Raw genomic sequence first — 11,356 nt, forward strand, 5'->3', positions numbered from 1 at the left:
GATGGAGGTAAAATGCAAAATGTGTTATCTGGTGAAGAATTAAAATTCCTCTTTTAACTGACAGATCAGAAGATTTGTTGCATTCTCTTTCTGGTTCGGAGTATTCGTTTTTCATAGCTAATAATAATCTACTTTCTGGGGTATATAAAATGAATTTACTGTATCGTTTTATAAATGAAATAAAAAATAAATCCTTGGATTTATATTTGTTACTTTTCTTTGTAGGTTGTTTTGTTTTGTTGAAAATAAAAGATCCAGTTCGGGTTTATTTGTCATATGCATTATTTATTGGCCTTTTAGTAATACTGTATTTAAAAAGGAAGCGAGCCCGGGAAATTATTATTCATTTTATTCGGTTCGAAAGTGGCGGTGTTGTAAATAAGTTGGCCGGATGGGCGTCGCTCCTTGCTTGGGGGGCGTTTCTTCTTTTTCCTTTTGCAATAAATATACAGTTTGGTTTTCTTGCAAAAGTACTGTTAGTGATGTTCTCCATTTTTATTGTTATTAGCAGCGTTTTAACAATCTTTGTTCTCGAGAAAAATGGCCATGAGAAAGTAAAAAATATACGGGTTATGTTATTTTCATTTATATCAATTTGTTATGTTGCATCTAGTGCGTTCTCGGCAAGTTTATTTCTTCAGTTGAGTAATATGGATTTATCATCCAGTCCATGGTTGGAGTTTACATGGAAGCTCAGTTCATTTTTTGTATTGATATTTTTTATATTACAGTTGACTACTTACGTAATATTCATCGTGACTGCTGATCATGCAAAAGGATATAGACTTTTTACTATTTTGGGCGCTTTAATGCTAACGAGTTTAATTGTATTATTTGTCTCAAGTAGGCCGGATGTAGTAGCATATTATGTTTTAAAATATTCTACTGGCAGTGAATGGCGGAGTGATTTTACATGTGAGAATGAAAAAATATCACGCCCTAATGAGAGATATTTCGGTTATAATACTGATAAGTACACAGCTTACTTTTTCAATCGTAACGGAAAGTGGGGGTTCGATGAAATAACTTGTGTTAAAAACTCGCAAGAGGGGAAAGGATATACTGTAAAAAATGTATCGACAGAAAATATCCCTCATTGGGTGAAATAATTAAAATCACAGTTCCCCCTGTCCGTAAACGAAAGGGGGAAAACGTATAAGAACCCTCCGTATATACCCAACTTTACCTTCAAAGCCAGTCAGATTGACTACCCTTAATACCCTAAGCGGTAAAACAAGGAGATTCGATATGGCTTACCAGACAGTAAATCCTGCCACGAACCAGCTCATCAAAGAATATCCCTCCCACACTGACGCAGACGTTGAAGCGGCGCTGAAGGCAGCCGATGCGCTCTATCATTCCGACTGGGCGAAAGGCGACATAAGCCAGCGCCTGCCAGTGCTGCATAAGCTGGCGGACCTGATCGACGAACGCGTGGAGGATCTGGCGAAAATCGCCAGTCAGGAGATGGGTAAGCTCATCGAACAAAGCCGCGGCGAAGTGAAGCTGTGCGCGCAAATCGCCCGCTACTATGCGGACAACGCGAAGCAGTTCCTGGCCCCGGTGAAGTATGACTCTGAACTCGGGGAAGCATGGGTTGAACATCACCCCATCGGCGTGCTGATGGCCGTCGAGCCATGGAACTTCCCGTACTATCAGCTGATGCGCGTTCTGGCGCCAAACCTGGCAGCGGGCAACCCGGTGATCGCCAAGCACGCCAGCATCGTGCCGCACTGTGCAGAGACCTTTGCACAGCTGGTACGTGAAGCGGGCGCGCCGGAAGGGGCGTGGACCAACCTGTTTATCTCGTCCGAACAGGTGGCGAACATCATCGCCGACGATCGCGTACAGGGGGCGGCGCTGACCGGTTCAGAAAAAGCGGGTAGCGTGGTTGCGGCACAGGCTGCGAAGCACCTCAAAAAATCGACCCTGGAACTGGGCGGGAACGACGTGTTCGTGGTGCTGGACGATGCCGACCTGGATAAAGCCGTGAAGATCGGCGTTAACGCGCGGCTGAACAATGCCGGGCAGGTCTGTACCGCGGCGAAGCGCTTTATCCTGCATGAAAAGATTGCAGACGCCTTCCTGAGCAAATTCACCGAGGCGTTTAAGCAGGTGAAAATTGGCGATCCGCTGGACGAAAGCACCACGCTGGGGCCTTTGTCATCCAAAGACGCGCTGGAGACGCTAACTAAACAGGTTAACGAGGCGGTGAAAAATGGCGCGAAGCTGCACCATGGCGGCAAGCCGGTTCAGCGTGACGGAAGCTTCTTTGAGCCGACCATCCTGACGCATATCTCGCGCGATAATCCGGCGTACTTCGAGGAGTTCTTCGGTCCGGTAGCGCAGGTTTACGTGGTGAAAAGCGACGACGAAGCGGTCGCACTGGCTAACGATTCCCACTACGGTCTGGGCGGCGCGGTGTTCAGCCAGAACATCGAGCGCGCGAAGAAAATGGCGTCGCGCATTGAGACCGGGATGGTGTACATCAACTGGCTCACCGACACTGCGGCAGAGCTGCCGTTCGGCGGCGTAAAACGTTCGGGTTACGGACGCGAGCTGTCGGACCTGGGGATCAAAGAGTTTGTGAACCAGAAGCTGGTGGTCGTTCGCAAGTAATGCGGTAATAAAAAAACCTGCCATCCGGCAGGTTTTTTATTAACGGTCGCATCGCCTTTCTTGCCGGGTGGCGCTGCGCTTACCCGGCCTACAATGTGCAATAATTTTAATACATTGCACCCTTCATTGTAGGCCCGTGCAAGCGTAGCGCCGCCGGGCGAAACGCGCAAACAGGCTTAGAAGGACACTCCACCGCCTACATATGCACCGTCGATCAGCGTGTGGTTTGGACGACCGTCTTTACCGTCTACGCTCACGTGGCGATAGCCCACTTTCAGCGTGACAGGTTTGACTGGCGTCCAGCTTACGCCGCCGTTAGCTTCAACATAGTTCTTCACGCTGTTGTTCAGGCCGTCTGGCGCCACATAACCTTCACCAAACACGTGAATGCTGTCCGTAAGCGCAACGTTAACGCCGCCGCCAATCGGGAATGCCACGCCGTTATCGCCTTTTTTCGGGCCGATGTAGATGGCTTTCGCGCCAGCATTCAGCATCACCGGACCCACTTCCAGGTTGTAGCCTGCCCCAACGCCGCCGGTCTGGGTGCCGTCATCGGTGTTTTTCAGCCAGTTGCTCTCCGCATACAGGCCGGATGAGGATTTCCCCATTTCCAGATTGAGGTTAGTAAAGTTTTTACCCTGCTCAATGCTGCCACCCATGGCCAGTGCGGAGCCCGATACGGCGGTCAGAGCAGAAAGGATCAGGATGTTAAGTTTTTTCATGAGTGTTTCCTCGTCATTAAATTAATATGAGGGCACCTTAACAAGCGATGTTTATGACTGCAAATGTGATATGTCTCGCATTTATATGCTGTTTGTGTTGGGTTTTTGAATGGTAAATGTTGATGAGTTGTTTATATGGCAAATCGTCAATGTCCAATACATTCGCGTTTAGGGACAGTTTACATTCCTGGCTAAACGTAAAATGAACGAGGCGCAAATAGTCCTTCGCCATGAATTAATTGGGTTTCTAATAATTTCCAAAAGTATTTCAGCTGACACAGATAAAGACAGAGGTTTACATTTCTGGTGATTGATATACGTCCGTACGCGCCGCTTCGTTGCCATTACATGTCATTTTTCTGACACGTTTCTTCATTACGTTGTTGGCTTCACTTACTGGATGCTAACAATATGAAAAGAAAAATTATTCCTGTGCTAATCGGTTGTGCGCTCTCTTTCTCTGGCCTGGCGGCACAGCCAACCGCGGAGCGCTACGTCGTCAGCTTTCCCGAAGGCGCGCATGTCAAATACAGCGGTGCGTTTGCCAGCGCATTCCCGAACGGGCTCCCGGTGGGGATTGGTTCGGGTTTGTTATTCACGGGCAAGCAGGGCGATGCGCTGACGTTTGCGACCGTGACCGATCGCGGTCCTAACGCGGATTCGCCAAAAATGGGGAAAAACGATGCCAAAATCTTTGTTACCCCGGATTTCGCCCCGATGCTGCTGACGATCCGTGTGCTAAACGGCAAAGCGGAGGCCGTGGACGCGCGACCGCTGCATGATGATAAAGGCGAGATCAACGGCCTGCCGCTGCAAAGCGGCGTGATTGGATCTACCAATGAAGTCGCGCTAAGCGACACCTTAAAAGTGCTGAAAGGCGATAACCGCGGGCTGGATACGGAAGGCATCACGCCGGACGGGAAGGGCGGTTACTGGCTGTGCGATGAGTATGGCCCGTTCCTGATTAACGTCGACAGTAAAGGGAAAATCCTCGCGATCCACGGTCCGCAGGCGACGGAAGGGGAGAAATCCATCGCGGGCGGTCTGCCAAACGTTATCAAATGGCGTCAGGCAAACCGGGGCTTTGAAGGGCTGACCCGCATGCCGGACGGACGCATTATCGCCGCCGTGCAAAGCACGCTGGATATCGACGGGAAGAGCAAAAAACAGGCGCTGTTTACGCGTCTGGTGAGCTTCGATCCGGCGACCGGGAAAACCGCGATGTACGGCTACCCTGTCGACAGCGCGGCCTACAGCAAAGACAGCGACGCCAAAATCGGCGACATAGTGGCGCTGGATAACCACACCATCCTGCTGATTGAACAGGGCGAGGATAAAAATGACGCAATGCGTAACCTCATCTACAGGGTTGATCTGAGCAAGGCGAGCGATCTGGCGGCCTTCGACAAGCCGGGCGAATACCCGGAGTTTGATGATGAGAAAACGCTGGCGCAGCGCGGCATCACGCTTGCGGAAAAAACGCAGGTGGTCGATCTGCGTGCGCTGGGCTGGCAGCAGGAAAAGGCCGAAGGGCTGGCGCTGATTGACAGCAAAACGCTGGCAGTGGCGAACGATAATGACTTTGGCGTGAAGGTGGCGATGCAGAAGCCAGTCGAAGGCAAGAAGCTCAAGGATTATAGGGTGAACGCGCAGGGGGCGCTGACGCTGGATGACAAACCGGTTGAAACCACCCTCAGCGTGAAGCCGTTGAAGAAACCGGAGTCCGACAGCGAGCTGTGGATTGTGACGCTGCCGGAGGCGTTGAAATAAGTTTCCCCCTCACCCTAACCCTCTCCCCGCGGGGGAGAGGGGATAATCGGTGCGGTTATTTCTTCAGCCCCGCAAACGCTGCCCGAATTTCCTCTTCCGGCAGCTGTATTCCAATAAACACCATCACGCTGTGCGGCGCTTCATCGTCCCACGGGCGATCCCAGTCGGCGCTGTACAGGCGCTGCACGCCCTGGAACAGCAGGCGGTTCGGCTCGCCGTCGATCCACAGCATCCCTTTATAGCGCAGCAGCTTGTCGGCAAACGACAGCAGCAGGTTCTCCATCACGCGGGAGACCTCGCTGATGTCCACCGGGTAGTCCAGCTCAACCACAATCGACGTCACGTCGTTTTGCTTGTCGGACATAAAGTGGAAGCGCGGTTTCGCGGTGACGTTCTCTTCCAGCATAAAGCCGTTGGTGTTGAACAGCTGGGCGAGATCGATATCGCCGTGCGTCACCGTGTAAATGGGCGCACGCGAGTTGATGCGCGTCAGGCGCTCGCGCAGTTTTTCGCTTTCACCCGCCACGTCGGTTTTGGTCAGCAGGATGCGGTCGGCGTAGCCAACCTGGGACTGGGCGATGGTGAACTGGTTCATCTGCTCGTCGGCATGGACCGCATCCACCAGAGCGATGACGCCGTCCAGCAGGTAGCGCTGGCAAATGATCTCATGGGAGAAAAAGGTCTGAATAATCGGGCCGGGGTCGGCCATGCCGGTGCACTCGATCACCAGTCGGTCGAAGTCGATGTCACCGCGATCGCGGCTGTCGAGCAGGTCCAGCAGGGCGTCTTCTAATTCGTTAGAGCGGGTGCAGCAGATGCAGCCGTTGGTCAGGGTTTTGATCTGCGTGGCGCGGTCGCCAATCAGCTGATCGTCAACGGAGACTTCGCCAAATTCGTTTTCGATGACGGCGATTTTGAAGCCGTGCTGCTCGTTCAGAATGTGGCGCAGCAGGGTGGTTTTACCGGCGCCGAGGAAACCGGTCAGCAGGGTAACGGCAATCGGGGTCATGGTTTCTCCTTTAGCAGCAGCGGACGCCGCCTTCTCCACTTCCGCCGTAGCGCGCTTCCTGACGCTCGCGGAAGAATTCAGTGTAGGTCATGTACGGCTTATCCGGATGGTTGGTCTTCATATGCTCAACGTAGTTGTCATAGTCCGGAATGCCAATCAACATTTTCGCCGCCTGACCGAGGTATTTTTTTGCTTCGCCTAAGTTACCAAACATTGAGGGTTCCAGACAGAAGAAGCCCGGTGGCGCTACGCTTACCGGGCCTACAGTAACATGCTTAATTAATGGTGTGAGGAGGTCTTCACGCCGCCTTCCGGCACCGGTACGTACGGGGTCTCTTTGTCCGTACGGCCCTCAACGTTACGCACTTTCATCCAGGTTTTGATGCCGTAGAAGATAATGCTGTACACCACCACCAGGAACAAAATGCTCAGACCCGCGTTGGTGTAGTTGTTCACCACGATATGGTTCATGTTGGCAATCTGCTGCGCGGTCAGATCCGCGCCGCCTGCGGCAATCTTCTCTTTGTACTGGTTAGCCATGAAGAAGAAGCCTTCCAGCTGCGGGTTGGTGCTGAACAGTTTCAGACCCAGCGCCCAGGTAGTGCAGAGCAGCAGCCACAGCGCAGGCACCACGGTGACCCAGATGTATTTGGTGCGTTTCATCTTCACGAGGACAACGGTACCCAGCACCAGGGCCACAGCCGCCAGCATCTGGTTAGAGATACCGAACAGCGGCCACAGGCTCTTCACGCCGCCCAGCGGGTCAACAACGCCCTGATACAGCAGATAACCCCACAGGCCTACGCAGCCCGCAGTGCCCAGAACGCCGGCCACCAGAGAGTCGGTTTTCTTCAGGAATGGCACGAAGTTACCCAGCAGATCCTGCAACATGAAGCGGCCTGCACGCGTACCGGCATCCAGCGCGGTGAGGATGAACAGCGCTTCAAACAGAATGCCGAAGTGGTACCAGAAGCCCATGTCCGCCCACGGCAGCACTTTGTGGAACACGTGTGCGATACCCACCGCCAGCGTTGGCGCGCCACCTGCGCGGTTCAGCACGGACGGTTCGCCGATGTCTTTTGCGGTCTGCATGATCTGCTCGGGCGAAATCACGAAGCCCCAGGAGCTGACGGTCGCCGCCGCGTGCGCGCTGGCGTCTTTCAGCTGTGCCAGGATCAGCGCGGTATTTTCGCCGCCCATCTCATGCAGGTTTGGCATGGTAAGGCCGAGACCCGCCGGCGGGGTGTTCATCGCAAAGTACAGGCCAGGCTCGATAATCGACGCCGCAACCAGCGCCATGATCGCCACGAAGGATTCCATCAGCATCGCGCCGTAACCGATGAAGCGCGCGTCGGTTTCGTTGGCCATCAGCTTCGGCGTGGTGCCGGAGGCGATCAGCGCGTGGAAGCCAGACACGGCACCGCAGGCAATGGTGATAAACAGGAACGGGAACAGGGCGCCTTTCCACAGCGGACCGGTACCGTCAATGTACTGCGTCACCGCCGGCATTTTCAGCTCCGGGTTGATGATCACAATACCAATGGCCAGCCCGACGATAACGCCGATTTTCAGGAAGGTTGCCAGGTAGTCACGCGGAGCCAGAATCAGCCACACCGGCAGCAGCGCTGAGATGAATGCGTAGCCGATCAGCGCGAAGGTGATGGTGGTGTCTTTAAAGGTCAGCGCCGGACCCCAGTACGGGTCGTGCGCAATCACGCCGCCGAAGTAGATGGAGGCGACCAGCAGCACGATACCGATGATCGACACCTCGCCAACGCGGCCAGGGCGCAGGAAGCGCATGTAGATGCCCATGAACAGCGCAATCGGTACGGTAGAGCAGACGGTGAAGACGCCCCACGGACTTTCGGCCAGCGCTTTCACCACGATCAGGGCCAGCACCGCCAGGATGATGATCATGATCAGGAAGCAGCCGAACAGGGCGATCGTGCCTGGCACGCGGCCCATCTCCTCTTTGATCATCTCGCCCAGCGACGAACCGTTACGGCGCGAGGAGATAAACAGCACCATAAAGTCCTGCACCGCTCCCGCCAGCACCACGCCCGCCAGCAGCCAGAGCGTACCCGGCAGGTAGCCCATCTGCGCAGCCAGCACCGGACCGACCAGCGGACCCGCGCCTGCAATGGCGGCGAAGTGGTGACCAAACAGCACGTAACGGTTGGTTGGCACGTAGTTCAGGCCGTCGTTGTTAATAACCGCCGGGGTGGCGCGCGTCGGGTCGAGCTTCATAACCTTCTGCGCGATGTACAAGCTGTAGTAGCGATAAGCCACAAGGTAGACGGAAACCGACGCGACCACGATCCACAGGGCGCTGACGTGCTCGCCCCGGCGTAACGCGACAACCGCCAGACAGAAAGCACCGATGATCCCGAGGATGGCCCAGGGCACGTGCTTTAGTAGTTTTTTAGTATCCATAATAAGACCTGGTTTTTTATGTAAAGAAAAAAGGGTCAGGGTTCGTTGTGAGGAGGTATTGATTAATGCTGGAGCGATCGTGCCAGATCCTCGCGCGTGTAAAGCACGGTAAATGGGTGAGTGGTTGAAAGCGATGCGTGAGCGGTCAAAAGCGAGGGTGAGTGGTTAAGGCTCACCCCCGGTGGGAGAAAATATGTGATTGAGATCACTGAGAATAATCTAGCCCTGTGAGCTTTTGTCGTTCGCTTCAGGGCAGTGCACGCAGCGGCAGGGCTGATACACGGGCAGCAGCTGATAGCGCCCTTTGCCGTCGTGTTCAATAATCGGGGAAAGCGCCTGTAAATCGCGGTACACCGTGCGTTCGGTAATGCCAAATTTTTGCATCAGATCGCGGCGATTAACGCTTCCGTTGCGGTGCAGGGCAATAATGATTTCAACCAGACGTTCAGCCGAGCGGCTTCGGGGTGAAGGGGCCATAAGACTTTCCAGCGTTAAGGGGGCGGCTGACGACGTTGCCAGCCGCCCCGGAAAATTTATCTTATGGATAGTTAACGGCGCACCTTTGCGGAAACCTTAGCGTTTTTTTGTGCAACGGGATCAAATCGCGGCTTCCATCTCCATCATCACCGGGTGGAAACGGCGTTTGAAGTAGATCAGGCCGTGCCCCTCGCTGCTGAGGATGATGTTCTTAATCTCTACAAGGTAGACCAGATGGGTGCCGATGGTTTGCACCTGGGTTATCTCACCTTCCAGGCTTGCCAGAGCGCCTTTCAGCACCGGCTGCGCCAGCGGTCCTTTCTGCCAGCAGGAGAGAGCAAAGCGCTCCTCCATTGCCATGCCGGTCATCCCGGCAAAGTGGCGGGCCATGATCTCCTGCTCGTGGTTCAGCACGTTGACGCACAGTTTGCCGTTGCCCTGGAAGACCGGGTTCATGGCGCTGTTGGCGTTGATGCAGACCATGACCGAGGGCGGGGTGTCCGTGACCGAACAGACGGCGGTGGCGGTAATGCCGCAGCGACCCGCATCGCCCTCGGTGGTGACCACATTCACCGCCGCCGACAGGCTGGCCATCGCGTCGCGAAAACGCAGGCGTTCTTCAGATTGCATTGAAACCTCCCGCTGCGTTATTTCAGCAGCTTATCCAGCATATTGATATCAGTGTTGTTGTGCAGGTGCGGTACGGTCCAGCCGTGCTGGTCGTACTCGGACATGCAGCGGTCAACCATCGCCATCATCTTGTCCATGTTGCCGGAGCTTTGCGCCTGACGCAGGCATTGCAGGCGGACCTCATCCTGGCTACCGGAGTAGTTGATTTCGTACAGCTCGTGACGTCCGCCAAACTCGCTGCCGATGGCATCCCACATCAGTTTCAGAATCTTGATGCGTTCGACATGATCCATCCCGTTGGAGCCGCGCACGTACTTCGCCAGGTACTGGTCGATCTGCGGGTTGTTCAGGTCCCGCGCGCTGGACGGCAGGTAGATCAGCCCCGAGGTCACGTTACGTTCGATGATGTTCTTGATCTTCGCATAGGCCATTGGCGCCATCACGCGGTAGGTCTGTAACGCCGCGTGGTCAGGCAGATACGCGCCGTTTACCCACGGAGTGGCTTCGGAGCACATGGAGTCGCTCAGCGCCCAGAACATGTTGCGCCACGCCACCACTTCGCCGAGATCCGCCTGCACGCCGCGGAACTCGAGGGTGCCGGTACACTCCAGCGACTTCTTCAGCAGAGCGGTGATGAAGTCGAGCTTCACTGCCAGACGCACGCAGGCCTGAAGCGGGTACATGCGGGCGAAGCCACCTTCCATCGTCCAGCGACGGCAGCGGTCGAAATCACGGTAGATCAGCACGTTTTCCCATGGGATCAGCACATGATCCATTACCAGAATGGCGTCGTTCTCGTCAAAGCGGCTGGAGAGCGGGTAGTCGTACGGAGAGCCTGTCGCCCCTGCCACCATCTCGTATGAGGCGCGGGAGATCAGCTTCACCCCTTCGGCATCCATCGGCGCGACGAACATCAGCGCGAAGTCCGGGTTTTCGCCCATCACCTGCGCAGAACCAAAACCGATCATGTTGTAGTGGGTCAATGCCGAGTTGGTGGCCACCACTTTCGCGCCGCTGACGATGATCCCGGCGTCGGTCTCTTTCTCCAGCTTGATGTAAACGTCTTTCACCTCGTCCGCCGGTTTATGGCGATCGATCGGCGGGTTGACGATGGCGTGGTTAAAGTACAGGCCGGTTTCCTGAATACGGGTGTACCAGTTGCGGGCGTTCTGCTCGAACTGACCGTAGAAGGCAGGGTTAGCGCCGAGCGCGCAGCCGAACGCGGCTTTGTAGTCCGGCGTACGCCCCATCCAGCCGTAGCTCAGGCGCGACCACTCGGCGATGGCGTCACGCTGCTGGCGAAGATCGTCGGCACTTTTCGCCACGCGGAAGAATTTATGGGTGTAGCCGCCGCTGCCGGTATCGGTACCCCAGCAGAGGGTATCCTGCATGTCTGGCTTGTGCAGGGCATCGTACATCTGGGCGATGGACGCCGCCGCATTGCGAAATGCCGGGTGGGTAGTGACGTCCTTAACGCGCTCGCCGTAGATATAAATCTCACGGCCATCTTGCAGGCTTTTTAAATACTCTTCACCGGTTAACGGACGTTTGGCATCAGCGCGGAAATCTTCAGGCTTCATAGGGACCTCGTATCGGAAGATGGTTGTTAAATTTATGTTTTGTTTTTGTTGTTTAATTGAAGCGTGAGAGGGGCGGAACGTGAAGGGACGATTGGGACAACGGCAGGTACTTTTCG

At 54.7% G+C, this 11,356-nt stretch carries 10 protein-coding genes; 3 read left to right on the forward strand and 7 right to left on the reverse strand.

Features of this window, described 5'->3' with window-relative positions; all coding sequences use genetic code 11:
* The first annotated feature begins 149 nt into the window (after positions 1-149).
* Together ACQG1Y_RS03050 and ACQG1Y_RS03055 are read left to right on the forward strand one after the other, a co-directional pair.
* Positions 150-1,109 carry a hypothetical protein gene (locus ACQG1Y_RS03050; protein WP_050594731.1) on the forward strand — a complete coding sequence of 320 codons (960 nt, stop codon included), beginning with the start codon at positions 150-152 and terminating at the stop codon, positions 1,107-1,109.
* Positions 1,110-1,248: 139 nt separating this feature from the next.
* Positions 1,249-2,619 (forward strand): NAD-dependent succinate-semialdehyde dehydrogenase, encoded by a 1,371-nt coding sequence (locus tag ACQG1Y_RS03055; RefSeq protein ID WP_017694568.1) that lies wholly within the window; start codon positions 1,249-1,251, stop codon positions 2,617-2,619.
* A gap of 176 nt (positions 2,620-2,795) precedes the next feature.
* On the opposite strand, the gene ACQG1Y_RS03060 is transcribed toward ACQG1Y_RS03055, so the two are convergent.
* Positions 2,796-3,341, reverse strand: a complete 546-nt coding sequence (locus tag ACQG1Y_RS03060; protein ID WP_006810254.1) for a YfaZ family outer membrane protein — start codon at positions 3,339-3,341, stop codon at positions 2,796-2,798.
* A 411-nt stretch (positions 3,342-3,752) separates the two neighbouring features.
* On the opposite strand from ACQG1Y_RS03060, the gene ACQG1Y_RS03065 reads away from it, so the two are divergent.
* Positions 3,753-5,111 carry an esterase-like activity of phytase family protein gene (locus tag ACQG1Y_RS03065; RefSeq protein ID WP_426736667.1) on the forward strand — a complete coding sequence of 453 codons (1,359 nt, stop codon included), beginning with the start codon at positions 3,753-3,755 and terminating at the stop codon, positions 5,109-5,111.
* Between the two features lie 55 nt (positions 5,112-5,166).
* On the opposite strand, the gene yjiA is transcribed toward ACQG1Y_RS03065, so the two are convergent.
* The 6 genes from yjiA to hpaB form a co-directional block, all read right to left on the reverse strand.
* Entirely contained in the window at positions 5,167-6,120 is a 954-nt protein-coding gene (gene yjiA, locus ACQG1Y_RS03070) for a GTPase (RefSeq protein WP_063151197.1), read from the reverse strand.
* A 10-nt stretch (positions 6,121-6,130) separates the two neighbouring features.
* A complete protein-coding gene (locus ACQG1Y_RS03075) occupies positions 6,131-6,334 on the reverse strand; it encodes a YbdD/YjiX family protein (RefSeq protein WP_003856610.1) in 204 nt (67 codons plus the stop codon).
* 65 nt (positions 6,335-6,399) lie between these two features.
* Entirely contained in the window at positions 6,400-8,553 is a 2,154-nt protein-coding gene (locus ACQG1Y_RS03080; protein WP_058688950.1) for a carbon starvation CstA family protein, read from the reverse strand.
* A gap of 219 nt (positions 8,554-8,772) precedes the next feature.
* Positions 8,773-9,030 (reverse strand): HTH domain-containing protein, encoded by a 258-nt coding sequence (locus ACQG1Y_RS03085; RefSeq protein ID WP_063135007.1) that lies wholly within the window; start codon positions 9,028-9,030, stop codon positions 8,773-8,775.
* Positions 9,031-9,150: 120 nt separating this feature from the next.
* On the reverse strand, positions 9,151-9,660 hold the full coding sequence (locus tag ACQG1Y_RS03090; protein ID WP_017383854.1) for a 4-hydroxyphenylacetate 3-monooxygenase reductase subunit: 510 nt from the start codon (positions 9,658-9,660) through the stop codon (positions 9,151-9,153).
* Between the two features lie 17 nt (positions 9,661-9,677).
* Positions 9,678-11,240: a 4-hydroxyphenylacetate 3-monooxygenase, oxygenase component gene (hpaB, locus tag ACQG1Y_RS03095; RefSeq protein ID WP_023295873.1), complete on the reverse strand. Its 1,563-nt coding sequence runs from the start codon at positions 11,238-11,240 to the stop codon at positions 9,678-9,680.
* Positions 11,241-11,356: the final 116 nt, after the last annotated feature.

It is taken from the genome of Enterobacter cloacae complex sp. 397G4 (assembly GCF_050031515.1).
Taxonomy (GTDB): domain Bacteria; phylum Pseudomonadota; class Gammaproteobacteria; order Enterobacterales; family Enterobacteriaceae; genus Enterobacter; species Enterobacter hormaechei_C.

What these genes read in the sequence shown, in the direction of transcription:
- ACQG1Y_RS03050 (WP_050594731.1), top strand. Translation starts at nt 150, where the DNA reads ATGAATTTACTGTATCGTTTTATAAATGAAATAAAAAATAAATCCTTG.
- ACQG1Y_RS03055 (WP_017694568.1), top strand. Translation starts at nt 1,249, where the DNA reads ATGGCTTACCAGACAGTAAATCCTGCCACGAACCAGCTCATCAAAGAA.
- ACQG1Y_RS03060 (WP_006810254.1), bottom strand. Translation starts at nt 3,341, where the DNA reads ATGAAAAAACTTAACATCCTGATCCTTTCTGCTCTGACCGCCGTATCG.
- ACQG1Y_RS03065 (WP_426736667.1), top strand. Translation starts at nt 3,753, where the DNA reads ATGAAAAGAAAAATTATTCCTGTGCTAATCGGTTGTGCGCTCTCTTTC.
- yjiA (WP_063151197.1), bottom strand. Translation starts at nt 6,120, where the DNA reads ATGACCCCGATTGCCGTTACCCTGCTGACCGGTTTCCTCGGCGCCGGT.
- ACQG1Y_RS03075 (WP_003856610.1), bottom strand. Translation starts at nt 6,334, where the DNA reads ATGTTTGGTAACTTAGGCGAAGCAAAAAAATACCTCGGTCAGGCGGCG.
- ACQG1Y_RS03080 (WP_058688950.1), bottom strand. Translation starts at nt 8,553, where the DNA reads ATGGATACTAAAAAACTACTAAAGCACGTGCCCTGGGCCATCCTCGGG.
- ACQG1Y_RS03085 (WP_063135007.1), bottom strand. Translation starts at nt 9,030, where the DNA reads ATGGCCCCTTCACCCCGAAGCCGCTCGGCTGAACGTCTGGTTGAAATC.
- ACQG1Y_RS03090 (WP_017383854.1), bottom strand. Translation starts at nt 9,660, where the DNA reads ATGCAATCTGAAGAACGCCTGCGTTTTCGCGACGCGATGGCCAGCCTG.
- hpaB (WP_023295873.1), bottom strand. Translation starts at nt 11,240, where the DNA reads ATGAAGCCTGAAGATTTCCGCGCTGATGCCAAACGTCCGTTAACCGGT.